Below are 23,295 nucleotides of genomic sequence, written 5' to 3' on the forward strand. Positions count from 1 at the left end.
CGTCTCCATGACCACTGTTGCCACGCACTGCCCCTACTGCGCCCTGCAGTGCGCCCAGACGCTCACGCCGGAGCCCACCGGCGTCAGCGTTGCCGGGCGTGACTTCCCCACCAACCGCGGCGGACTGTGCCAGAAGGGTTGGACGAGTGCCTCGGTGCTGCGTGCGCCGGACCGGCTCACGACTCCGTTGGTGCGCGGCGCGTCCGGCGAGCTCGAGCCGACGTCGTGGGAGACGGCGCTCGACCTGGTTGCGCTGCGGCTCAGGGCAGTTCGTGCACAGCACGGAGCGGATGCGGTGGCAGTCTTCGGCGGTGGCGGGCTCACCAACGAGAAGGCCTACCAGCTGGGGAAGTTCGCACGCATCGCCCTGGGCACGGCGAACATCGACTACAACGGGCGGTTCTGCATGAGCAGTGCGGCAGCCGCTGCCAACCGCTCCCTGGGGGTCGACCGCGGCCTCCCCTTCCCGCTCACCGACCTTGGCGGCGCCCAGGCCGTCCTGCTCCTCGGGAGCAACCTCGCCGAGACGATGCCGCCCGCCGTGTCACACCTCGCCGGGTGCCGAGCCCAAGGCGGGCTCGTGGTCGTCGACCCGCGGGTCAGCGCCACCGCGGCCCTGGCGGACAACGGTCAGGGCCTGCACCTCCAGCCGGTGCCCGGGACCGACCTAGTCGTCCTCCTCGGCCTCCTCCACGTGACGTTCGCCGAGGGACCGGCCGACACGGCATACATCGCTTCTCGGACCACCGGGGTCGACGACGTCCGTCGGCTCGCGGCGGCATGGTGGCCCGAGCGCGTCGAGCAGGTTGCCGGAGTCCCGGCGACGCTGCTGCGCGAGACCGCGCACCTGCTGGCAGCGGCGAGTCCCTCGCGGGGCGGGTCCGGGGCCTTCATCCTCACTGGGCGCGGGGTCGAGCAGTCCTCCCAGGGCACGGCAACCGTCAACGCCGCGATCAACCTCGCCCTCGCGCTGGGCCTGCCCGGACGCGTCGGCTCCGGTTATGGCGCCATCACCGGCCAGGGCAACGGCCAGGGCGGGCGCGAGCACGGGCAGAAGTCCGACCAGCTCCCGGGGTATCGGATGGTCGACGATCCCGCAGCACGGGCGCACGTCGCCTCGGTGTGGGGCGTCGACCCGGCGACCATCCCGGGCAAGGGCAAGCCCGCTGTCGAGCTGCTCGACTCGCTCGGACGCGACGACGGCCCCCGCGCACTGCTCGTGCACGGAGCCAACGTCCGCGTGTCTGCGCCCAACGCCAACCACGTGGGCGACCGTCTCGACGCGCTCGAGCTCCTGGTCGTGTGTGACGTCGTCCCGTCCGAGACGGCGCAGCGTGCCGACGTCGTCCTGCCCGTGCTCCAGTGGGCAGAGGAGGAGGGCACGATGACCTCACTCGAGGGACGGATCCTGCGTCGCCGCAGGGCGATTGACGCACCCGACGGTGCGCGCTCCGAGCTCTGGTTGTGGCGCGAGCTCGCCGAGCGGCTCGATGCTCCAGGCACCTGGGACACCGACGCGTCCCTGGTCTTCGACGAGCTGGCGCGGGCCAGTGCGGGCGGTCGGGCCGATTACAGCGGCCTAAGCCACGACCGCCTCGACGCCGAGCCCGGCCTCTACTGGCCGTGCCCCGCCACGGGGGGCGACCCGCACCCGGGGACGCCGCGCCTGTTCGTCGACGACTTCCCGACGGCCGATGGGCGCGCCCGGTTCGTCGCGGTCGACGACCACGGTCCTGCCGAGGACGTGCGCTCCGATGCGCCCATCCACCTGGTGACGGGGAGGGTGCTCCAGCACTACCAGTCGGGGGCGCAGACCCGACGCGTCGAGGCCCTGGTCAGTGCGTCGCCCGCGGCCTTCGTCGAGATCCATCCGATCCTCGCCGACCTGCATGGCATCGCCGCTGGCGACCTCGTCAGCCTGACGAGCTCCCGTGGCGTGGTCACCGCACCGGCCCGCCTCACGGAGTCGGTGCGCCCCGACACCGTCTTCATGCCGTTCCACTGGGGCGGAGCCGCGAGCGTCAACCGCGTCACCAACGACGCCACCGATCCCATCTCGGGCATGCCCGAGTTCAAGGTCTGCGCGGTCACCGTGGCTCGCGCCGACGTCGCGCTCGCTCCGGAGCCGCTCGCGCTCCGCACCGCCACGGAGGTCCTGGCATGAGGCTCGTCGTCATCGGCAACGGCATGGTCGGCTCACGGTTCGTCGAGGACGTCCTGAGACGCGACACCGTGGGCAAGTACGACGTCACCGTCATCGGGGCCGAGGGCTGCGAGCCTTACAACCGCGTCCTCCTCAGCGAGGTCGTCGCCGGCCGCTACGACCTGACCTCCCTCACGCTGCCGACCCCGCACCACCCTCGGCTGACCGTGCTGCGAGGCACTGCGGCCGCGTCGATCGACCGTGACGACCGCGTCGTGACGACGACCGACGGCAGCCGACACCGCTACGACCAGCTCGTGCTCGCCACCGGCGCCGCAGCACGCATCCCCCCGCTCGTGGGCCTGGACAGCGGCACCGGCACGCTCCCCCTCGGAGTGCACTCGCTCCGCAGCATCGACGACGCCCGCGAGATCGTCGCCGCGACGCTCAACTCCCGGCGGGCCGTCGTCCTCGGGGCAGGTGTCCTCGGGATCGAGGCGGCGAGCGGACTGGCCCAACGCGGCTGCGCCGTGACGATCATCCACCCCGCCGCTGCCCTCATGGAGCGCCAGCTCGACGGGTCCGCGAGCCGCGTCCTCGCGAGTGCCATGCCCGAGCTCGGCATCCACCCGCGTGTCGGTGTGGGAGCGGAAGCCGCGGTGGTCGCGAACGGGCGACTCACCGGCATACGCCTCACCGACGGCGACGTCGTCGAGTCCGACCTCCTGCTCGTCGCCACGGGAACGATCGCCAACACCGAGCTCGCCGCCGAAGCCGGGCTCGCGTGCGAGCGCGGCATCCTCGTCGACGACTCCGCGTCAACTGCCGATGCCCGCATCTTCGCCGTCGGGGACTGCGCCCAGCCGCCGAACGGAGCCATGGGACTCGTCGCACTCGGGTGGGACCAGGCCCGCGCCCTCGCCGACCGCCTCACCGGAACTGCCCCGCGCAGCCGCGGGTCCGACGCCACGAGCAGCGACATCGTGCGCGTCAAGGCCCACGGGCTCGACGTCGTCACCATGGGGGTGTGCGGTGGGTCGCGCGCCGACGACCCCGCGCAGCGCACCCTCAGCCTGTCCGACCCGGACGCAGGCCGGCACGTCGAGGTCGTCGTCTCGGGCGACCGGCTCGTCGGCGCCACCTGCATCGGCGCAGGGCAGCTCGCGGCGGACCTCGTCGCGGCCTACACCCGGCGCACCCCGGTCCCCAGCGACCCCGCCCGGCTTCTGCTCACGGCGTTGTCCGCCACGCCTGCGGCGCCGACCACTCCTGACGCGCTGCCGGACGACTCGTCCGTGTGCCGCTGCAACAGCGTCACCAAGGCCGAGATCATGACGGCCCACGCCTGCGGCGCGCGGTCCGTCGACGACATCGCCAGGGCGACGCGAGCCACGACGGGATGTGGCGGCTGCAAGGACGAGGTCTGCGGACTCCTCAGCTGGCTGAACGAGCACGCCCCCGCCACTGCCGTGGTGTGAGGCTTTTGCTCTCGTGCTGCTCCAGCATCACGTTGGCTTGCCAAGGTGTCGCCGACGGAGAAGTGCCTTGCCCGCCCTGTCTGCGGGATGCACGTGTGGCGGGATCGGGACACGCCTGAGCATCAGCTCTGCCCGGACCGCCCACGGTCACAGCCGTTCGACGCGGTCCGCCTGTGGGCCTCGATCGCTCTGTCGCACCTGGTACCGGACCCGATCGCCCTGGTCCAGCGCCTCTGCGCCTCTGAGAACCGACACGTGCACGAATAGGTCCGCACCTCCCGCGTCCGGTGAGATGAAACCGAATCCCCGCTCTGCGTCGTAGCGCGCGACCACTCCCTCGCCGCCGCGCGCCGGGACGTCGGATGCCTCCCGGCGCGCCGACCGAGCGTGGGTCGTCGACGTCGCGGGTGCGCCGTGAGGTGTCGAGCTGGGAGCGAGGCGCACGTCGCGAGCCTGCGGGCCCTTCTCGCTCACGACGACGGCATACGTCACCCGGTCCCCCTCGCCCAGCTCGGGGAGCCCATCGGCCAGCTCCCGAACGTGGACGAAGACATCGGGGCCGCCCGAATCCGGGGTGATGAACCCGAAGCCCTTATCCCCGGCGTACCAGGACACGGTGCCGTCCGCCCCGTCCGAGGCCACGGCCTGCTGGGCGGCCTGGGCCCCGAGTGGCAGCAAATGGTCAGCCTGCGGTCCCTTCTCGCCGTCGACGACGAGGAACGCCACCCGCTGCCCCTCCGAGACCACGCCGCCCCCCACGATGGCCGAACTGTGCACGAAGACCTCGGCCCCACCGCCGTCGGGCGTGATGAAGCCATACCCCTTGGACGGCTCGTACCAGGAGACGGTGCCGAGCACGCCCAATGGTGTGTCGCGGGCCTGGTCGGCCGTGACCCGGACGCGACGTGCCTGCGGGCCGCGGTCCCCCTCGCCCACCTCGAACTCGACCACCTGACCCTCGCGGAGCAGCTTCATCGCGTCGTTGCTGAGGATCTCGGATGCATGCACGTACAGGTCCTCTGCACCATCACCGAGAGCGATAAAGCCGAACCCCCGCTCGGCATCGAACCAGCGGACGGTTCCCTCACTCACGGTTGACTCCTTCTCAAAGCTACGGTCGGTTTGCCTCCAGTGTCCCGGATAGTACGGCGCCCGACGCCCGACGCCCGACAAGCGCTCGCACGGTCCTGGCACGCCCGACCCACGGATGCGGCACGAGCGTGAAGCCCGGGCGTTGTGAGCGAGGCCCTGTCGAGCGGCGCCATGGGCTGAGCGAACGGTGTCGTGGTGGCTGTTCGAGACCCAAGACCCCGGAGAACTCTTCTCCCCGTCTCTCTCGGAGCCTCGCCTGCCCACTGGGCGACGCTGGTGTAGAAGGTCGGCTACGTCCTCAAGCGCGCGTACGTCGTCGTCCTCGGTGTAGTCGTCGGTACGCGCGTCAACGTACGTGACCAGTCCCGCAGGGCCCCACCGAGCACCGTGGCGACCTCCCTGTCAATCGCACTCATGTGGGAGTTCTGCCAAGAGGCAACAGGCCCATCTACTAACACCCATGCGGCATGAGCGGACGGTCCGTGGGTACCGGCCGAGCTCCTTGCCAGGGTTACAGTCAGCTCGGTGGAAAGTGGCCAGACGCCGACGCCGACAACCCGTGGAGAGTTGAGGACGAGTTGAAGATCTTGGTCACAGGTGCGACGGGATATGTCGGGGGCCGATTGGTGCCACTGCTCCTCGAACGCGGCCAGGATGTGCGCACCACCACGACCAACCCTGACCGCGAGCAGCCGTGGTGGGGGAACCGAGTGGAGACCGTCGTGATGGACGCGCTCGACGCCGACCAGGTTGCGGCTGCCTGCGAGGGTGTGGATGCGGTCTACTACTTGATCCACGGGATGGGCGGTGACAACTTTGTTGAGAACGATCGCGAGGCAGCCGCTAATTTCGCCGACGGAGTACGTGTCCAGGGTGTCGAGCGGATGGTGTACCTATCCGGGATCGTGCCGAACGTCCCCGACGAGGACCTCTCAGAGCACATCGAGTCCCGCCGCGAGGTCGAACGGATCCTGACCTACACGCCTGCAACCGTGGTTATCCTGCGTGCCGCAGTGCTCCTCGGGAGCGGGTCCACGTCGTTCGAGATCATCCGGCAGGTCAGTAAACGAATGCCCGTGCACACCATCCCGACCTGGATGGACTCCATGGTGCAGCCGATCGCTCTCGTCGACGCGCTCGAAGCGCTGGTCGGCGCGCTCGACTACAGCGGCCCTTCGCGGCACTTCGACGTAGGCGGACCCGACAAGTTGCGCTACAGCGCCCTCCTCGACGCCTACACCTCGCACGCGGAGCTCGAACGCACGCAGGTCGACGTGCCGTTGTTGCCGACGGCGCTCGTGGGGACACTGGTCGGCAGCCTCACGGACGTGCCCCGCCCTACGGTTGAGGCGCTGGTCGAGAGCCTCCGTCACGACATGGTCGCAGCGGACGACGACTTCTTGGAGATGCTGCTTCCCGGGGGACACCGTCTGGTGGGCCTGGAGGAGGCGTTCCGCCGCTCGCTCGCTCCGGCCGCGACGCGGCCCGAGGACGCAGACCCGATGGGACCCCTGCCGCAGGACCCGGCCTGGGCCAGCGGCGGCGACGACCGGCACACATTCGCGAAGGTGCTCGACGCGGTCAAGGACGTCCTGCCGAACGCGTAAGCGCACCGTATGGAGTTGGTGGCGCAACGCTAGACGGCACGTTTATCGGCATCAGTCACCTCATCGCGGCAGAAGCGGACGTTGTCCGGCATGCTGCTCGCGTGAACGTCTGGGAATGTGAGGGTCGCCACTTCGAAGTACTCATGGCCTCGATGTGGTCCGCGACGGCATGGGCTGGGAGCTCACAGACCTTGACGAGACGCCTGGAATGGGGCCGGCGCTGGAGATCTTCTACTCGGACGGGGACGGCACCATGGCGTTCTCCGCCCTCAGGCCTATCGATGTCCCCCTCGGGATACTGACGCGTTTCGTGGAGGAGGCGCGATTGAAGCTTCCGCCGAGCCGGTAGCCACAACTGCTCCCTCCGCGGCAGATCCGGACGTTCCTCGGCTAGGCATTGTGAACTGCTGTCGTCGGCTACCTGCTCCAGATCGAGGTACGTCAAGTGAGTCGTACCGCGGCCTTGGAGGGGATCCGCCTGGCAGTGACGCGACGCCCCGACACATCGCACGCCAGCCCGACCACTTCGTGGTGTAGCCCTCTATCTGCCAGCTGGCTCGGAGTAGTCGACGCGCAGATCGTGAAGTCGGCGCTCGACTTGAATCAGCGCATCCTTAATCTGTCCCAACTGCGCCTGCATGCCGCGGACTCTTGTGTAGTAGGCCTCCCACGGAGCATCGGATCGCTCGCTTGCCCAGGGGCCCTCCGGTGGCTGGACGATCATGAATTCTCCATGTCCGGGATCACTCGCGCGACGGCGGAAGATCACCTCAAACATCCCTCCGCGAAACTCTTCGATCGCCGCGTAGAGAGTCCCCAGATCCTCACGAAGGCGGACATCCTTGAGGCGTTGTATCGTCTCCGGCGCCTCATGCCGGAACTCATCCATGGTGTCCAGCAACCACCCATCGAAGTACTTGCACTCCAGCTCTCCCTCGACGATGGCCCCGCGCGTTCGGCCTCCCTCGCCCAACTCGCCGAGGGTCTTCTCAACAAGAGCGACATCAGCCTTGACACGTCTGGGCTGACGGAGCGCGTCGACGGTTGCCTGTGCCTCAGCCAACGCCACCTCGGCCTTTTCGGTGCGGGCCTCGGAGTTGCTCACCTTCTGACGCAATTCATTCAAGTCCGTCTCGTGCTGGCCCTTGGCATCCGACAGGCGGCCGCGGAGCCAACGTCTTTGCCAAGTGAGGCCGATCGCGGAAACGACACCAAGCACGAGGAGCAAGCCCCACCCCAGCCGGGGTTGGTCGTCCGCGAGCCGAAAGTACAACGTTCGCACCGGGCCGATGTCAGCAACAAACGAAATCAGCGCCGCAGCAACGACCGCCACGGTGACTGCCGAGCCCCAGCCGACCTTCAATGCCTTCGTATTTGAATCGCTCATATCCCTTTTGCCTTGGTGACGTATCGAGGTTTCTGCGCCGAGTGTCGCATTCTCAGGACTCCTATGAGCGCGCGTCCGCGGCGGGATTGTGTGCCTACTCAGGGACCTGGCCACAGCCACCTCGTTGTCGGGTTCGTCGGGCCTGTGGCCAAGGGATCAGCGTCGTGGTGGGTGCGACCCCGACCGCGGATGGAGCGTAGCCCCGATCTGTTGGTTCCAGAGGATGGCCAGTGGGAGCGCGTACCCGCGCTCGCTGGTGGGGACCTCTGAACGAGCCAAGCGCACGAACGCCCGGAGTGCGGCAGTTCCGGATTTCCGTAAGACTGGACCGGCGAGGTCAGCACACCGATGCTGGGAGTCGTGGTCGAGTCGTCGTCCCGGTTTTCACTTCGGCGGGTTCGGGCCCGCGTGGCGACCCGGAGGCGGACCGTGTCGGCGAAGGACTGAGGCGGCTAAAAGGGGGGCAGCCAGGATCGGAACGCAGCCTAAGGCCGCTGCTAGCCAACCGACCGCTGCCCAACCAGAGCTATTAGCTGCCAGGCCGAAGGCACAAGGGCCACCTATCGCCGCAGCCACGTGAAGTCGCCAGAAGTCCTTGTACACGGGCTCAGGGTACTTTCGCGATCGATCCTTCTTGCGGCAGATGAGTGCGTTCGGTGAACGTGCCACTTTGACACCGGGAATGAAGCGAAGGCGCGCCCACGCAGAACGTTTAGCGCCCAGCGGCAGGCTTGCCAGTCCGACTACGAGGCACCGGTGCCCTGGCCAGACGCGATGCGCTTAGGACAGTCGACAAACAACACCGTTACACCCTCGGCCACCACCGGAGCGGCTTCTTCGACCGAGGAGCCCAATACATTTCGCAGCCGAGTGGCAACCGCGGCCATGCCGAACAGGTCCAGTGCGGCGTCCAAGGAGCCGCGTCCATGTGCACGTCAGTGACTCGAACGCCCTGCAACTCGACCATCACGTCGAAACACGAGCCTAGGACTGGCGGCCCGTCGGTGCCGTCGGGAAGGCCTGGCAACTTCCGAAGAACCGTCTGCTTGTCGGCGCAATACAGAACCTGCATCCGCTCTTGCTGGCTGCCCATGGTGGGATCGGCGAAACCGGCCGAGGACAAGATTGGGCCGATCTGCGCATCGACTATGTGCGCGACCGCTGAAACGTCCATTTCTGCCTCCCTGTCCGATAGCACTCAAGGTACCGAGGGGGAAGGCTGAAGCGAGAGAATCGCTACCTGCGGCATGAGCGGTAACTGCGCGCGTGGGCCCTTAGGGTGCTTAGCCAAAGACAAGGTCGCCTTCGATTGAGGTGGCCAGATCCGGTGACTGATGAAGCCGTAGCAACGCTTGGACCCTGAACCAAGCTCTGCTTCTGGAACGCGCTGCCGTTGGGGCTAGTCGTGAGGGTGACTTCCGCGGCATACTCGCCTCACCTTGGGATTCGTGGAGGCCCCGTGCTGATCGAGACGCTCGTTACCAGCCTCTCCCTCAAGGTGGGGTCCCGCTTGCTCAGCGCAGCCATAAAGGACGAGGGCCTCGGCCGGGGCGACGCCGCGGATTTCGCGTCCGCCATTCTCGAAGCTCTCGTGTCTGGTCAGCAGAAGGCGAACGAGGATCTCGCTCGAATCGAGCAGAAGATCGACACCCTAACTACCAACCCTTTTCACGCCTCCATGACTGCGGGTTATCGCCTGCTCCGCGATGCCGCCCCGTCCTACCGCAAGCTTGAGGACCGACGCGTGATGCTGAACCAAGCGCGCGATCACTTCACCGCTGCCCTAGGGCATGCACACGGCAGGCCCATTGACGAGGCGCGCGCCGAAGTCATGTATGGATTGGTGTGGGCGGCAAGTGGCTCGGGAATTGACTTCGCGAGGTCGCTGGAACGAGCCACGGCACTTCTTCAGCATGAAGCACTGGTGTCGTTTCATATGGCGTGCGCAGCGCAGCGGGACAGTCACAGCCGGGAAGCCTCACCATCGACCCGATTTCGCGAAGCCTTTCTCGGGCCTGACATGCGACTACCCGACTTCTCCGGCGCGAATCGCTTCGTCGTCGCGCAGCAAGAGCACGAAGCCTCCCTTGCTCTGGGCGAGATGGCCGGCCTGCATCATCGATACCCGCGCCTGCTTCGGCCTCACGGGAGCATCTACTCACTCCCCCGTCCAGGGCTGCCGATACGCATATCTCGTAGCCAGACCTACGAGGTAATGGACGTGCAGGCGACTCTGACGACCCTAGGGCTCAAAGTGCAGAACAACAGCTCTCGTTACGTCCGCGCTGCGATGAGCAAAGCAGAGCTTGGACCCGACGGCGTGATCGTCTCGGACATGGCGGCGCTGGATCACCATGGTGAGTTAGTTCCCAGCGGTCAGACGACCCACGTCCTCGGCCTGCCGCTGGGCCCAAACGCAGCCTGTATTTCCCTCGGACGCTTCGAAGGGGTGGAGGTCGGCGTACTGCTTCATGACCAGGACGACTGGGCGATTCAGGCAGACCGTCGTCGACAGCTCAGATCTTGACAAGATTGAGGAGTTCACGGGTTGCGCAGAAGTCATGACTCCAATGACCACAAGCGTGACTCGATGACGCGCGACTCAACGCGGCATATCCGGTAAACGGCACACGCTGATGTCAGTGCAGACTGCTCGCGGGCTCAGACGTCCTCAAGCTCGTGCCGGTACTCCACCTCGAATGTGGGGCCCAGTTCCTTCTGAAGATCGAGGGCGTGACGCCGTCCCGCAGCGAGCCAACGTCGATAGGAGTCTTTCTCTCTGACCTGGAAAGTCGGGCCAAGGATGAGCTCCCACTCCCTAGCCCATTCTCGGAGGTCATCTCGCAGGCGTGGCGAGATCGGCAGGTACTCAAGGTCGGCCATACCCTCGTCAGTCCAGACAGGGTCGGCTGCGTAGTCCGCCATGAGTCGCACGTGTATTGGCTGTTCCACGGATCCCTCCATACGGCCACTCTGACATCAGGGCACCGCGACATCGGTCCTTCCTGCGCAGCGGCATGAGCGGATGCTTGGCCTGCCAGTTGGCACGTCTTGGCCCGTGTCCAGTTGTGGCGTGCTGCTGGCCGCCCGATCATCCGAGCTCTTGCCCCGGGTCCTTCCAGCGCCGGCCGCGGGAGCCCCCGCGATGCCTGCGGGACCGCAGCCGCACCAGTGGCTCGACACCCAGCGTGTCGCAGCCGACACCCCTGTCGCGAGCTGCGCGTGCCTATACGGTGTACGGACGAACCACGCCTGTCGGTGTCCCCTGGTAGAGATGGGCCCATGACCGACGTGGCCCTGCCCCTTTTCGCGGATGACAACGAGACTGCTGCACCGCGGGTCGGCCAGGCGTTCCAGCACGCGCACCGGCTGCGTCTGGATGAGCACTCGTGGATCGAGCAGGTGCCCGGGTGGCTGAGCGGCGCCGCCGACTTGTTCGAGGAGCTGCTCGAAACTTCGGGGTGGACCCAGCGCCGGCGCTGGATGTACACCCGGATGGTGACGGAGCCGCGACTGACCGCGGAGTACCGCGACCTCAGCACTGCGCCCGTGAAGTTGCGCGATGTCGCTCGTAGGCTGACCGAGCACTACGGGGTTCTCTACGACCGCTTATGGCTCAACTTGTACCGCGACCATCACGACAGCACGGGGTGGCATGGGGACGGTGCGTCGACGCGTCGGCGCGAGTGCGTGGTCCCCGTTCTTAGCCTTGGTGCGGCGAGACCTTTCCTCATTCGCCCGACGGGGGGCGGTCCAAGTATGCGGTTCCGTCCGTCGAGTGGCGACCTCATAGTCATGGGCGGTCGGTGTCAGAGCGACTGGCGCCACTGCGTTCCCAAGCAGAACGCCCTCGTCGGCCCACGGATCAGCGTGAACTTCGCGGCGTCGAGCCAATACGTGCCCGACTGACCCGTCATGCCTGAGCGCAGAGGCAAACCACATCGCCCGCTCCGCGGCATGAGCGGACGATCCGACGACGGTCAGAGCGAGCCAAGAAGTCGCTGTGATCCGGGCGGATTTGCGTAGCCGGGCTCCCACGGAAGTCGTCCCCCCGAGTCCGTCCAAACGATCTGAAGTGCTGGGACGTCGCCATAGATGGCGTCCACTGCCGTGAGGTCGGTCTTATCGGTAACTGCCAGAACCGGCATCGCCGGACCATCCGCCAACTCCGCGGTCGCCTCGCCTGCGGCGAAACGTCCCCCTTCCCGGACGACTATTTCGCCGACCATGTTCAGGAACGCGGTGCCGGCCGCTGGTGGGAGCCCGGTCATGACGACTTCGGGATGATCATGCGCAGTTAGACCCACTGTGTACGAAAGGCACTTCGCCGGGTCGGAGTCCGATACGTTCCGAACGGCCCAGCCGTAAGTGTCGATCTTGGCTCGCAGGTCGTCCAGAGGGTCCACGCTGGCACCCTAGGCGACAACGGTGCGTACACACCTGGGACCGCGCGCATCGCGGCAGTTGCGGACGTTTAACGGGGGCGAGATTAGGGGTCGTGAACGACCACGAACGTCTCACCTACTTCAGCCTGCAGCTCATGCGCCAGCCGCAACCCCCCGCTCAGTCCAGTCTCGGTACATGTTGGACCGGTGCAGCGTCGCGAGTACCGTTGGCCCGTTCAGCCCTAAGCGGGGGGCCGACACGCAGCCTCATCTCTTGTCGTACTAAGTCAGGCCAATCCCTCGTCACGGGCGATGAGACCATCTGACAGCTCGATGGTGGCGAGGTAGAACCAGAAGACCCAGTCTAGGAAGAGCGGGTCGTAGTTCTTCTGCTGCTGAGCGTTCTGGTGCCTGATCGCAAAACGGTTCGCAATCAGGAACAGGTCTCCTTCGTCCTTCTTCGCAAGCTTGTCCTCGAGCAGCCTGCGTCGCTCCTCGAGCACCCGGGCTAGTGCCGTGCACGCAGAGCGCTTGTCATGCTCCGTTACCCCCCGGCCGCGGAACAGCGCAATGGCGTGACGAACGACTCCCGATGTGCTTTCGTCCTGTCGGCTGACCATGCGGTCCGCGAGATCTGACCTGGCGCGGTCGGTCACTGCCACAAGCCGGCCTCTGTCCTCCCCCTCTTCCGCGAGACGCAAACCGAGGGTCGTGCGGTCCAGAATGCGATTGACCGACCATCGATAAACTGCTCGGCCTATTGAAGGTGAGAACTCGTGGTAGTGCCAGCCACAGCCAGACCAGTCGTGGAACCTACGCCGTCTGGGAGCCGAGACAAGGTCGTGAAGTACCTCAATAAGGTCCAGGAAGTCGCCGGGTGTCCGCGCCAGGGCTGCTCGGTCGATGGGCCACAGATCACCGCCGGGGTGGAGTGAGGCGATCACGTCCGCAGGATTGACGTCCGAGGGATCGTCGGGGCAGTCCTTCCCGAATACCTGCTCCAGGTACCCACGGCGGGTTAGGCTTGAGACCAAGAGATCAAATTCGTGCCCTGCTGTTTCAAGACTGATCTGGTCGTTGAGACGCCCACCCAAACGTTCGGTGTAGTAGGGACGGCGGAAGCCGACGTACTGAATGGAGTCTGCCCGGGCCAGCAGATCGGCCAGCCATTTCTGCTCTGGGGTAAGCACAAAGGGATTAGGCGCGGGCTCACCCCACTCTCCTGTACGACTCGCCTCACGCAGACGCTGGAACTCCTCAAGAGGGGTTGTGGTCGTAAAAACGTCCTCGAGGAGCAGCTCGCAGCGTTCCGACCAATCGCTGAGGTCTTGCCGTCGATTCAGGAGATCCGCTGTCTGCGCCTTGAACAACGCTCGGGGCCACCGCAGCACGAAGTCCTCGTCCAAGATGAGCCGCCCTCCGCTTTGCCAAGCCCTAGTTCCGCCGGGTCCGCAATCATAGGGATCTCACGCGACAACGCGCCGATGCCACGATCCTGGCACTTACCCCTCAGCGTTGACGCTATCTCTCAGATACCTACCTGTCCGGGCGATGGGCGACCTGCATAGCTGGGCTCTGAGCGGCCACCACTAAGGGGGAGTGGCGCGCCTTCCCGAACGCGCGGTCATCGGCACTGGCGCACGCCACGGAGTGAAGCCATCAAACTGCTCGCGGGGCCGTTCGGTCTGGGAACGACGCCAAGTCCACGGCGCGCGTGGCTCGCCGCGGCCGACAAGGCTGGTGTCCATTTCTATATCGGCCGCAGTTCCTCGCCATGCTCAACCGGGAGCTCAGTGTGCTCCCACAGCCGCTCGGGAAAGACGTCTGGCCGAGCTATGCCCGTGTAGCCGAAGACCCCCTCCGGGGCGATGTCGACTGACTCGCGACCGAGTTCCACGTGCTCCGTCGACGCACTGACATTCCGATATCGGTGATGGGCGGCTGCGATGTCATGACGGTCGACCACCCGCTGCACGCCGAGGCTGTATGTGGGCGAAAGCGCCTCACCGGTGTTGAGGTCACAGAGATGGATAAATCGCGAGCCACCGATTTCGCTCGAAACCTCCGTGACTAGAACAGGGCCGAGATCCTCGATGCTCACAACGTCCCCGGCGCGGAGGTCGCCAACGGTTATTTGCTTCATGGCCTTGGAACGGAGAGCAGGCTGTCCTTGTTCCATGTACTTCCCGTTACCAGCGTAAGCGCCTAGTTATCCCGCCGGTCATCACACCGCTTGCGGTTACCAAGTCCGCTGTCGGTGCCGACTGGAAGGGTGCCGCCATGGGATGGATGGAGGCAGGGGACACGGGGTGGCAGCTGCTCCCGCGCAGGTGGAAGCGGTGGGCGGCGACAGTCGCGCTCCTGGCGTTCCTGGCGTTCCCCAACCAAGGGCGAGCCGCGCTCTTCTGGTGGACTGAGCAGTACACCAACAGAATGGTCGAGCGCTTCCTGCAGGTCGGCATGACCCCCGCGACGCCGGGATCCTCCCTGTCACCGAGCGCCTCTCCCTGACATCCGCGGACGGTTACATGATCCCCTCCAACCGAGACATTGCCGCCGGCGTTCTGGTGCTCGTGCTTGTCTCGCCCTTCTAGCCACAGCGATGGGACGTCAGGCCGTACGGAATGTCGCTCGCGTGCCTTGGGGAAAGCTACTGCTGTCCCTGGCGATGGACGCTCATCTGGGATGACGCATTGAGCGTCTACCCGCACGAGATCTATGCCAGTTGGGGCTTAAGACCGTCGAAAGCGGGCGAGGGTACGTACGTAGTTTCCCTCTTCGGGTTCTGGTTCGCTCTCCGAGCCGGGGATGTGGTTGAAGGTTGCCTCAAGCCGAGCGGCGTGAGATCCGCGGTCAACGGGCAGGTAGACGAGAAGCTCGAGAGTGGGCGCGTACTGGAGAGTCCTCATCGTGCCGTCGTCCAAGTGCGAAGTGCAGCTTGCGCTGATGGGGCCGGACCCAGTTACCACTAGCCCACTGTGCTCGAGGACGTCTACGTACCCGGCAGGGTCGTGAGAACGCATACCCGAGGGGCCAGCACGACCGAACCTAAACGGCCCGTAAATTCGGACATCGTCCAAAGGGAGGGAAAGACCGTCACTCATGCGGATCAGCCATTGCTGGCGATGCTGAGGGAGAGTTGCAGGTCCGGCCGCAGAGACGAACAGTTCCAACTGCAGTCGGATTATGGATACCTCATCCCCTTCGTGATCGCCTTGCTGCAGCCAGATGCTGCCACTGATTAGCTCTAGCTCGGGCACGCTGGCTTGCTCGACTACAGAGGAAAGCAGCTGATGCCGACGCGCGGTCGAGGTGCTAGTGCCGACACGCCATGGCACCTCGCGTTCGACTTGGCCGCCACCGATAACCCCGACAAGATATGGAGCACGGTCGGTACTCATTTGGACGCCCACCACTTGCTCATCGTCGCCGACCGGGATAACCAAGTGATGCAGGAGCGTGGGCGCTTCCCCGTCGAAGTGTCGTCGAACCTGGGGCCACCAGTCAGCCATATCGACGTCACCAAGACCCTCACTGCATTCCGACTCTCGTTTAAGCCAAAGATCCACAAGATCGGTTGCCCGCCCGCCGCGTTCGCGTGGCCCGCGATCTGCCGCGCGGTCTTGTGGTAGTTGCTGGGCCACTCGGCTTTGAGCTCTACGCGATCGTCCTCAACTTTGACACCATCGCGCACTCGCTGGGCTATCGCCACAACCTGAGCTTCGAGACGTTGGATCTCCATCAGCAGAGTGTGACAGCCAAACTGGATCGCCGAGCGCGACGAAAAGATCGCGCCACCATGGCCGCCCATTCCCGGACAGCGAGGCCACATCAACGGTCCGGTGGTCCGTCGAGCTCTTCTCTGAGTCCACCGAGGCATCGGATTACAGCCCGTCCGCTCATCGGCATGAGAGTGAAGCCGGATGACGACACTGCCACTCCCCCGTCCACTGACGCCCTCTCACGGAATGAGGTCCGCAAGTCCGAATCACGAGGGTCCGGTCAACGCACGAGGAGCCAGCACTCGACCGCGGCCACAAGCAGAGACTTCGCAGGCGCTGATCTGCCCTGGAACCATTGCGCTCGCAACCTCACCGCGGCGCACCCCGGTGTGTGAGGACCGTTTTACGTAGGGGAAACAGTTGGACGACCGTCCCGAAACGGCCCATACCTAGCGTCGTCACCATGCTTGAGGCACCGGACATCAAACAGCTCGTCGTCGTCGGCGGCGGCATGGTCGCGCGACGACTGATCGACGCCCTCCGCTCGCGTGACGACGCCGGGCAGTGGGCGGTGACCCTGCTGTGCGAGGAGCCGCGCGCGCCCTACGACCGCGTCGCCCTTACGTCCTACTTCACCGGGCGCCAACCCGAGGACCTCGCTCTCGGCGGTCAGGACATCTGGGACGACCCGCTCGTCACGCTGAGGCGGGGCGTCAGGGCCGACAGCATCGACCGCCAGGCGCGGACGGTGACCACGAACGGTGGCGCAGTCCTCTCCTACGACGCGCTCGTGCTGGCAACCGGTTCGTATGCCGCCGTGCCCCCCGTCCCGGGCAAGGACCTTCGGGGCGCGTTCGTCTACCGCACCATCGACGACGTGGCCGACCTGCGCGCCTTCGTCGAGAAGCGTCGTGGGGAGCTCGACCGCCCCGTGCGTGGCGCGGTCGTCGGTGGTGGCCTCCTCGGACTCGAGGCAGCCGGCGCCCTCCAGGCACTCGAGGTCGAGTCGACGGTCGTTGAGTTCGCCCCACGCCTCATGCCGCTCCAAGTCGACGACGGTGGCGGCGCAGGCCTCAAGCGCCTCATCGAAGGCCTCGGCGTCACGGTGCGCACGTCCACCGCCACGTCCAAGATCGTCGGCGACCGCGGCACGGTCTCGCGGATGGAGTTCGCCGAAGGGCCGGCCCTCGACGTCGACGTCGTCATCTTCGCCGTGGGTGTCCGACCTCGGGACGAGCTCGCCCGGGCCGCCGGACTCGAGGTGGGTGAGCGCGGAGGCGTCGTCGTCGACGACTGCTGTGCCACAGCGGATCCCGCGATCTGGGCCATCGGTGAGGTCGCCAGCATCGGCGGCCGTTGCCTCGGTCTCGTCGCGCCCGGCTACACGATGGCCGAGATCGTCGCCGACCGGCTGCTGGGAGGCGAGGGCACCTTCCCGGGCGCCGACCTGTCGACCAAGCTCAAGCTCCTCGGCGTCGACGTCGCGAGCTTCGGAGACGCCTTTGCGCAGGAGCCTGGCAGCCTCGAGGTCGTCATCTCCGACCCGGTCGGTGGCGTCTACAAGAAGCTCGTGATGTCCGACGACGCCCGCACCCTGCGTGGCGGCATCCTCGTGGGTGACGCCAGTGCATATTCCGCGCTGCGACCGATGGTGGGCCGTGAGCTGGGAGGGGACCCTGCGGCATACCTGCTCCCCGAAGGCAGTGGACCGGCAACGGCAACGGACCTGCCGGAGGACGCAACCGTCTGTTCGTGCAACAACGTCACCGCCGGCGCCATCCGGTGCTCGGTGACCGACGGCGGCTGCACAGACCTCGCCGGCGTCAAGGCCTGCACCCTGGCCGGCACGAGCTGCGGCTCCTGCCTCCCCCTCGTCAAGAAGCTCGTCACGACCGAGCTGGAGAAGTCCGGCGTCGAGGTCAGCAAGGCTCTCTGTGAGCACTTCGACCTCTCCCGCGCCCAGCTCTTCGACGTCGTGCGAGTCCAGGGCCTCACGACCTTCAGCGAGATCATCGCGACGCATGGACGCGGCCGTGGTTGCGACATCTGCAAGCCCGTCATCGGCTCGATCCTCGCCTCGCTCGGCACCGGTCACATCCTCGAGGGTGAGCGAGCGACGTTGCAGGACACCAACGACCACGTCATGGCCAACCTCCAGAAGGACGGCTCCTACTCCGTCGTGCCGCGCATCCCGGGCGGCGAGATCACGCCCGAGGGGCTCATCATCATCGGTGAGGTCGCCAAGGACTTCGGGCTCTACACCAAGATCACCGGGGGCCAGCGGATCGACCTCTTCGGTGCCCGCATCGAGCAGCTCCCCAAAATCTGGACCCGCCTGGTCGATGCCGGCTTCGAGTCTGGTCACGCCTACGGCAAGTCGCTTCGGACGGTGAAGTCGTGCGTCGGGTCGACCTGGTGCCGCTACGGCGTGCAGGACTCCGTCGGCCTCGCGATCGCCCTGGAGCTGCGCTACCGCGGTCTGCGCTCGCCGCACAAGATCAAGCTCGGCGTCTCCGGGTGCGCGCGCGAGTGCGCGGAGGCCCGCGGCAAGGACGTCGGAGTCATCGCGACCGACAACGGTTGGAACCTCTACGTCGGCGGCAACGGTGGCTTCACCCCCAAGCACGCGCAGCTCCTCGCCGAGGACCTCGACACCGAGACTCTCGTGCAGGCGATCGACCGCTTCCTCATGTTCTACGTGCGCACGGCTGACCGGCTGCAGCGCACGGCGGCGTGGGTCGACGACCACGAGGGCGGGCTCGAGGCCATCCGCGCGGTCGTCCTAGACGACTCCCTCGGCATCGCCGCCGACCTCGACGCGGCCATGGTGACCCACGTCGACGGCTACGAGGACGAGTGGGCCGCAGCGCTCGCCGACCCCGAGAAGCTGCGCCGCTTCGGGTCCTTCGTCAACGCGCCCGAGCAGGCCGACGACTCGTTCGCCTACGTCGCCGAGCGCGGCCAGGCCCGCCCTGCCACCCCGGAGGAGCGCGCCGGCGGTGTGCTCATCGCCGGCACCACCCTGGAGGTCCGCCGATGACCACCCACGTCGCGACGCAGGAGGTCAACCTCGCGATCCCTGCGTGGATCGCGGTGTGCCGGCTCGACGACCTGGCGCCGGAACGCGGTTCCGCGGCCCTCGTGGGCGGCGAGCAGGTCGCGCTCTTCCGCACCCATTCGGGCGACGTGTATGCCGTGCAGCAGCTGGATCCGTTCTCGGGCGCCTTCGTGATGTCCCGAGGGATCGTCGGGACTCGTGGAGAGGCACCGACCGTGGCGTCGCCGATGTACAAGCAGGTCTTCGACCTGCGCACCGGGGAGTGCCTCGACTCCGTGGGCAAGGAGCCGCAGCCCCTGCATACCTGGCCAACCGAGGTGCGCGACGGCATCGTTCACGTCGTCCGCCCCAGTGTGACGGCGGGGACGGTGACATGACCACACTGTTGGGCGTCGATCTCGTCGGCCGTCGCGTCCTAGTGGCCGGCGGGGGGCCAGTGGCGGTGACCAAGGCCGCGGCCCTGGTGGCCGATGGTGCCCTCGTGCACGTCGTCACGCCGGTCGTGTGCGAGGCCATGCTCGACCTCGTCGCCGAGGCGTCGGTGACCTGGAGCCAGCGCGAGGTGGCGCTCGATGACGTCGCCGGCACCTGGTTCGTCGTCGCGGCCACCGGTGACGTGTCGGTCGACCGAGCACTGTGCGAGCAGGCCACCGCAGCACGGGTCTTCAGTGTCTGTGCCGGCACATCGGAGCACGGCACCGCTCGCAGCCCGGCGGTCGCCGACCACGCCGGCGTGAGGGTGGGCGTCGTCTCGACCGGGCGCCCTGACCCGGCTCGGGTGGTGTCCATCCGCAACGCCCTTGCCCTGCACCTCGAGAGCACCGACCTGGACCTGCGCACCCGACGGAGGCAGCCCGCAACGGACGGGCGGGTGATCCTCGTCGGAGGCGGACCAGGTGCGGCCGACCTCATCACCGTGCGCGGGCGTCGGGCCCTGGCCGAGGCCGATGTCGTCGTGACCGACCGGCTGGGCCCCACCGCCCTGCTGCGCACCCTCCCTGTCAGTGTCGAGGTCATCGACGTGGGCAAGACCGCCGGTCACCACCCGGTTCCCCAGCACGAGATCAACCGCATCCTTGTCGAGCACGCCCAGCGGGGGCGCACCGTCGTGCGGCTCAAGGGGGGCGACGCGTTCGTCTATGGTCGCGGCGGCGAAGAGGTCCTGGCGTGCCGCGAGGCCGGCGTCTCCGTCGAGGTCGTCCCAGGTGTGAGCTCAGCCCTGAGCGCTCCGGGGGCGGCCGGCATACCCCTCACCCACCGGGGAACGGTCGGTGGCGTGCACATCGTGCACGGCCACGAGCGGATCGACACCCACGCGCTGTCGGCGGCAGCTGCCGAGACTGCGACACTCGTCATCCTCATGGGAGTGCGACTGCTGGCGGAGCACGTGAGCGACCTCGTCGCCCACGGAGCGAGCGCCGACCTGCCGGTGGCGATCATCGAGGGTGCGACCACCGAGCTCCAGCGCGTCACCCGCGCCTCGCTCGGGAGGATCGTCACGGCCGCGACCTCCGCCGACGTGCGTGCGCCCGCCGTCATCGTCGTGGGCCGGGTCGCGGACCCCGCGCTGCTGGCGCCCGAGCGGTCGGACAGGCTGACGGTGTGAGCGCTGCCCGGACTCCCCCGACCCTCAGCCAGGTCATGGCTGGTTGCGTCGTCCTCGTGACCGCTGACCGGCGCTCGGCCGAGCTGTCGTCCGCCCTGGCCAGACGTGGCGCCACCGTCCGCCATGCTCCCGCGATGACGATCGTCCCGCACGAGCACGACGACGAGCTCCTCATCGCGACCAAGGAGCTGCTCGCCGCCCCGCCGGACGTCGTGGTCGTCACCACCGGCATCGGCCTCAGGGGTTGGATCGAGGCGGCCGATGCTGCGGGTCTCGCCGACGAGCTGGTCCTCGTGCTGGGTCGTGCACGGATCATCGCCCGGGGACCCAAGGCGCGCGGCGCCATCCAGGCCGCAGGGCTCACCGCCGACTGGGTCGCCGAGAGCGAGACGTCCGCCGAGATCCTCGAGCTCCTGCTCGACGAGGGCGTCGCCGGTCTGCGCATCGCCGTGCAACACCACGGGGCCGGCGCCGACGGGCTCGACACCGAGCTCGCCGCCGCCGGAGCCGATGTCGCGAGCCTCGTCGTCTATCGGTGGGGCCCGACGCCGGACCCCGCAGCGTTGGCCCAGTCGGTGCGCGACGCCGCCTCCGGCGAGATCGACGCCGTCGTCTTCACCTCGGCGCCCGGAGCGCACGCCTGGCTGGCAGCAGCCGACGCCGAAGGTGTCACCGACGGGATCGTCGCCCGCTGCGCCGACGGTTGCCTCGTCGCGGCTGCGGTCGGACCGGTGACAGCACTTCCCCTGCAGGACAGGGGAATCGAGCCGATCGTGCCGGACCGAGGGCGACTGGGGGCACTCGTCCGTCGCCTCGTCCATCACTTCGAGGTGGCTCAGTCGTCGGCAGTGGCCACCGTCAACGGTCACCTCCAGGTGCGGCGCACTGTGGCCCTGCTCGACGGCCACGTCCTGCCGTTGTCACCGAGCGGGCTTGCGGTGCTGCGGCTCCTCGTCGACGCCGGGGGCGACGTCGTGTCGCGGGCCGCCGTCCTTGCCGTCCTGCCGGGCGACTCGACCGATCCTCACGCCGCCGAGGTCGCCATCGGACGCCTCCGCGATGCCGGCGGTCGCACCCTGGTGCAGACAGTCGTCAAACGCGGCTACCGCCTGGGGCTCAGCCCATCCGAGTGAACCCGTGCAACCCAGACGTAACACGAGGTGACCTCACCCGCAACCGTGCCTCGTCAGGATGACTCATGACCTCGGACAGACACCGTGACACGGTGAGGTTGCTCGACTTCCCCACGCCGGACCGGCACGTGCTCGTCGTGGGCGGCGGTCGGGTGGCGGCGGCGAGGGTTGACGCCCTTGCCCCGAGTGCGCACGCCGTGACGGTCATCGCCGCCCATCTGTGTGACGACATGTTCGACCTGCTCGCCGAGCGGCGCATCACCTGGGAGAACCGCGCCCCGCGCCCCAGCGACCTCGACCAGGTGTGGTTGGTGCACGCCGCAACCGGCGACGCCGCGCTCGACGCCCTCGTGTGCGGGTGGGTCGAGGCGCGGCGCCAGTGGCGGTTGCTCAGCGACGGGCGCCCCGCCCGCCGCTCCAGCTGAGGTGGTACTTGCCGTCGTCGCAGGCCAACCCACCCTCGCCGAGGTCGAGCGGACGGAACGTGTCGACCATGACGGCGAGCTCGTCGAAGTACTCCGCACCGATCGACGCCTCGGCGGCGCCCGGCTGCGGACCATGGGCGTGTCCGCCCGGGTGCAGCGAGATCGAGCCCTGGCCGATGCCCGATCCCTTGCGCGCCTCGTAGTCGCCCTCGACATAGAACATGACCTCGTCGGAGTCGACGTTGGAGTGGTAGTAGGGCACCGGGATGGACAACGGGTGGTAGTCGACCTTGCGTGGCACGAAGTTGCACACGACGAAGTTCCAGCCCTCGAAGACCTGGTGCACGGGCGGCGGCTGGTGCACGCGGCCGGTGATGGGTTCGAAGTCACGCACGTTGAAGACGTAGGGATAGAGGCAGCCGTCCCAGCCCACGACGTCGAGGGGGTGGAACGGCAGCGTGTGGACGGTGCCGACGATGCCGCCACTGGCCGCCGGGCCGGAGCCGCGGTGCTTGATGTAGACCTCGGTCTCGGCGCCTTCCTTCTCGCCGATGTCCTCGGCGAGGAGCGGCCCCTGCGGCGTCCGCAGGTCACGCTCGCAGTAGGGGCTGTGCTCGAGCAGCTGGCCGTACTTGCTGAGGTAGCGCTTGGGCGGCGCGACGTGGCTGTTGCCCTCGATGGCGTAGGCGCGCAGCGGCTCCTTGCGTGAGCCCCTCGGGATCCAGCGGTGGGTCGTGGCCCGCGGGATGATGATGTAGTCACCCTGCGCGACGTCGAAGGCCCCGAAGATCGTCTCGACCCGAGCCGCGCCGCGCTCGATGTAGACGCACTCGTCACCGATGCCGTTGCGGTACCACGGGCTCGTCGCGCCGGCCACGGCATACGAGATCCGCACGTCACCGTTGCCGAGCAGCAGGCGACGACCCGTGACGACATCCGTCCTGTTCACCGTCTTGGAGTCCGGGAACAGGTTGTGCGGCTGCAGGTGCAGCGGCTTCAGCGGGTGGTTCGGCGTCGTGGACAGGTCACCGATCTCCCACACCCGCGCATCGACGATCGTCGACGGGATGCCACGGTGATAGAGCAGGGACGAGTCGGACGAGAAGCCCTCCTCGCCCATGAGCTCCTCGTAGTACAACTCGCCGGTCTTCCCACGCCCGGCCGGTCGCCGGTGCTGCGTGTGCCGCTTGGGCGGGATGCTGCCCATCGACTGGTAGTGCGCCACTGCTCTCCACCTCACTGTGTAGAAACTTCGGTGG

Annotated in this window: 19 protein-coding genes; 12 read left to right on the forward strand and 7 right to left on the reverse strand. The window is 67.2% G+C overall.

The window, feature by feature from the left end; genetic code table 11:
• Positions 1 to 7 precede the first annotated feature (7 nt).
• Together ACFQW8_RS01700 and ACFQW8_RS01705 are read left to right on the forward strand one after the other, a co-directional pair.
• Positions 8 to 2,164: a molybdopterin oxidoreductase family protein gene (locus ACFQW8_RS01700; RefSeq protein ID WP_380085251.1), complete on the forward strand. Its 2,157-nt coding sequence runs from the start codon at positions 8 to 10 to the stop codon at positions 2,162 to 2,164.
• Positions 2,161 to 3,621, forward strand: a complete 1,461-nt coding sequence (locus ACFQW8_RS01705; RefSeq protein WP_380085252.1) for an FAD-dependent oxidoreductase — start codon at positions 2,161 to 2,163, stop codon at positions 3,619 to 3,621. Before ACFQW8_RS01700 ends, ACFQW8_RS01705 begins: the two co-directional genes overlap by 4 nt.
• Positions 3,622 to 3,768: 147 nt before the next feature.
• Here ACFQW8_RS01705 and ACFQW8_RS01710 read toward each other — a convergent pair whose 3' ends face one another.
• Positions 3,769 to 4,713, reverse strand: a complete 945-nt coding sequence (locus tag ACFQW8_RS01710; protein WP_380085254.1) for a cold-shock protein — start codon at positions 4,711 to 4,713, stop codon at positions 3,769 to 3,771.
• A 467-nt stretch (positions 4,714 to 5,180) separates the two neighbouring features.
• Here ACFQW8_RS01710 and ACFQW8_RS01715 point away from each other — a divergent pair, with 467 nt between their 5' ends.
• Positions 5,181 to 6,320: an NAD(P)H-binding protein gene (locus ACFQW8_RS01715; protein WP_380085256.1), complete on the forward strand. Its 1,140-nt coding sequence runs from the start codon at positions 5,181 to 5,183 to the stop codon at positions 6,318 to 6,320.
• Between the two features lie 541 nt (positions 6,321 to 6,861).
• Here ACFQW8_RS01715 and ACFQW8_RS01720 read toward each other — a convergent pair.
• Complete coding sequence (locus ACFQW8_RS01720; RefSeq protein WP_380085257.1) at positions 6,862 to 7,707, reverse strand: hypothetical protein; 846 nt, start codon at positions 7,705 to 7,707, stop codon at positions 6,862 to 6,864.
• 1,459 nt (positions 7,708 to 9,166) lie between these two features.
• Here ACFQW8_RS01720 and ACFQW8_RS01725 point away from each other — a divergent pair.
• Positions 9,167 to 10,234, forward strand: a complete 1,068-nt coding sequence (locus ACFQW8_RS01725) for a hypothetical protein (RefSeq protein ID WP_380085258.1) — start codon at positions 9,167 to 9,169, stop codon at positions 10,232 to 10,234.
• Positions 10,235 to 10,368: 134 nt separating this feature from the next.
• Here ACFQW8_RS01725 and ACFQW8_RS01730 read toward each other — a convergent pair whose 3' ends face one another.
• Positions 10,369 to 10,671 carry a hypothetical protein gene (locus ACFQW8_RS01730; RefSeq protein ID WP_380085259.1) on the reverse strand — a complete coding sequence of 101 codons (303 nt, stop codon included), beginning with the start codon at positions 10,669 to 10,671 and terminating at the stop codon, positions 10,369 to 10,371.
• A gap of 318 nt (positions 10,672 to 10,989) precedes the next feature.
• Here ACFQW8_RS01730 and ACFQW8_RS01735 point away from each other — a divergent pair, with 318 nt between their 5' ends.
• Entirely contained in the window at positions 10,990 to 11,616 is a 627-nt protein-coding gene (locus ACFQW8_RS01735) for an alpha-ketoglutarate-dependent dioxygenase AlkB (RefSeq protein ID WP_380085260.1), read from the forward strand.
• Positions 11,617 to 11,687: 71 nt separating this feature from the next.
• On the opposite strand, the gene ACFQW8_RS01740 is transcribed toward ACFQW8_RS01735, so the two are convergent.
• From ACFQW8_RS01740 to ACFQW8_RS01750, 3 genes are all read right to left on the reverse strand, one after another.
• Positions 11,688 to 12,113, reverse strand: coding sequence for a DUF4262 domain-containing protein (locus tag ACFQW8_RS01740; RefSeq protein ID WP_380085261.1), 426 nt, complete (start codon positions 12,111 to 12,113; stop codon positions 11,688 to 11,690).
• A 266-nt stretch (positions 12,114 to 12,379) separates the two neighbouring features.
• Complete coding sequence (locus tag ACFQW8_RS01745; RefSeq protein ID WP_380085262.1) at positions 12,380 to 13,498, reverse strand: hypothetical protein; 1,119 nt, start codon at positions 13,496 to 13,498, stop codon at positions 12,380 to 12,382.
• 344 nt (positions 13,499 to 13,842) lie between these two features.
• Positions 13,843 to 14,235 (reverse strand): hypothetical protein, encoded by a 393-nt coding sequence (locus ACFQW8_RS01750; RefSeq protein WP_380085263.1) that lies wholly within the window; start codon positions 14,233 to 14,235, stop codon positions 13,843 to 13,845.
• Between the two features lie 137 nt (positions 14,236 to 14,372).
• Here ACFQW8_RS01750 and ACFQW8_RS01755 point away from each other — a divergent pair, with 137 nt between their 5' ends.
• The 7 genes from ACFQW8_RS01755 (at position 14,373) to ACFQW8_RS01785 (ending at position 22,036) form a co-directional block, all read left to right on the forward strand.
• Entirely contained in the window at positions 14,373 to 14,603 is a 231-nt protein-coding gene (locus ACFQW8_RS01755) for a hypothetical protein (protein WP_380085264.1), read from the forward strand.
• Positions 14,604 to 15,358: 755 nt separating this feature from the next.
• A complete protein-coding gene (locus tag ACFQW8_RS01760) occupies positions 15,359 to 15,724 on the forward strand; it encodes a hypothetical protein (protein ID WP_380085265.1) in 366 nt (121 codons plus the stop codon).
• 553 nt (positions 15,725 to 16,277) lie between these two features.
• On the forward strand, positions 16,278 to 18,854 hold the full coding sequence (gene nirB, locus ACFQW8_RS01765; protein WP_380085266.1) for a nitrite reductase large subunit NirB: 2,577 nt from the start codon (positions 16,278 to 16,280) through the stop codon (positions 18,852 to 18,854).
• Positions 18,851 to 19,249 (forward strand): nitrite reductase small subunit NirD, encoded by a 399-nt coding sequence (gene nirD, locus ACFQW8_RS01770; RefSeq protein ID WP_380085267.1) that lies wholly within the window; start codon positions 18,851 to 18,853, stop codon positions 19,247 to 19,249. Before nirB ends, nirD begins: the two co-directional genes overlap by 4 nt.
• On the forward strand, positions 19,246 to 20,478 hold the full coding sequence (cobA, locus tag ACFQW8_RS01775; RefSeq protein ID WP_380085268.1) for a uroporphyrinogen-III C-methyltransferase: 1,233 nt from the start codon (positions 19,246 to 19,248) through the stop codon (positions 20,476 to 20,478). The genes nirD and cobA overlap by 4 nt, the downstream gene beginning before the upstream one ends.
• Positions 20,479 to 20,513: 35 nt before the next feature.
• The gene (locus ACFQW8_RS01780) at positions 20,514 to 21,611 is read left to right on the forward strand and encodes a uroporphyrinogen-III synthase (RefSeq protein ID WP_380088557.1); all 1,098 of its coding nucleotides are present in this window, start codon (positions 20,514 to 20,516) and stop codon (positions 21,609 to 21,611) included.
• Positions 21,612 to 21,676: 65 nt separating this feature from the next.
• Positions 21,677 to 22,036 carry a precorrin-2 dehydrogenase/sirohydrochlorin ferrochelatase family protein gene (locus ACFQW8_RS01785; RefSeq protein WP_380085269.1) on the forward strand — a complete coding sequence of 120 codons (360 nt, stop codon included), beginning with the start codon at positions 21,677 to 21,679 and terminating at the stop codon, positions 22,034 to 22,036.
• On the opposite strand, the gene ACFQW8_RS01790 is transcribed toward ACFQW8_RS01785, so the two are convergent.
• Complete coding sequence (locus ACFQW8_RS01790; RefSeq protein WP_380085270.1) at positions 22,002 to 23,261, reverse strand: homogentisate 1,2-dioxygenase; 1,260 nt, start codon at positions 23,259 to 23,261, stop codon at positions 22,002 to 22,004. The genes ACFQW8_RS01785 and ACFQW8_RS01790 overlap by 35 nt on opposite strands.
• Between the last annotated feature and the right edge of the window lie 34 nt (positions 23,262 to 23,295).

The organism is Knoellia altitudinis (assembly GCF_042666355.1).
GTDB lineage: Bacteria > Actinomycetota > Actinomycetes > Actinomycetales > Dermatophilaceae > Knoellia > Knoellia altitudinis.

What these genes read in the sequence shown, in the direction of transcription:
- ACFQW8_RS01735 (WP_380085260.1), top strand. Translation starts at nt 10,990, where the DNA reads ATGACCGACGTGGCCCTGCCCCTTTTCGCGGATGACAACGAGACTGCT.
- ACFQW8_RS01780 (WP_380088557.1), top strand. Translation starts at nt 20,514, where the DNA reads ATGGCTGGTTGCGTCGTCCTCGTGACCGCTGACCGGCGCTCGGCCGAG.
- ACFQW8_RS01720 (WP_380085257.1), bottom strand. Translation starts at nt 7,707, where the DNA reads ATGAGCGATTCAAATACGAAGGCATTGAAGGTCGGCTGGGGCTCGGCA.
- ACFQW8_RS01730 (WP_380085259.1), bottom strand. Translation starts at nt 10,671, where the DNA reads ATGGAGGGATCCGTGGAACAGCCAATACACGTGCGACTCATGGCGGAC.
- ACFQW8_RS01750 (WP_380085263.1), bottom strand. Translation starts at nt 14,235, where the DNA reads ATGAAGCAAATAACCGTTGGCGACCTCCGCGCCGGGGACGTTGTGAGC.
- cobA (WP_380085268.1), top strand. Translation starts at nt 19,246, where the DNA reads ATGACCACACTGTTGGGCGTCGATCTCGTCGGCCGTCGCGTCCTAGTG.
- ACFQW8_RS01705 (WP_380085252.1), top strand. Translation starts at nt 2,161, where the DNA reads ATGAGGCTCGTCGTCATCGGCAACGGCATGGTCGGCTCACGGTTCGTC.
- nirB (WP_380085266.1), top strand. Translation starts at nt 16,278, where the DNA reads ATGCTTGAGGCACCGGACATCAAACAGCTCGTCGTCGTCGGCGGCGGC.
- ACFQW8_RS01755 (WP_380085264.1), top strand. Translation starts at nt 14,373, where the DNA reads ATGGGATGGATGGAGGCAGGGGACACGGGGTGGCAGCTGCTCCCGCGC.
- ACFQW8_RS01700 (WP_380085251.1), top strand. Translation starts at nt 8, where the DNA reads ATGACCACTGTTGCCACGCACTGCCCCTACTGCGCCCTGCAGTGCGCC.
- ACFQW8_RS01785 (WP_380085269.1), top strand. Translation starts at nt 21,677, where the DNA reads ATGACCTCGGACAGACACCGTGACACGGTGAGGTTGCTCGACTTCCCC.
- nirD (WP_380085267.1), top strand. Translation starts at nt 18,851, where the DNA reads ATGACCACCCACGTCGCGACGCAGGAGGTCAACCTCGCGATCCCTGCG.
- ACFQW8_RS01715 (WP_380085256.1), top strand. Translation starts at nt 5,181, where the DNA reads ATGAGCGGACGGTCCGTGGGTACCGGCCGAGCTCCTTGCCAGGGTTAC.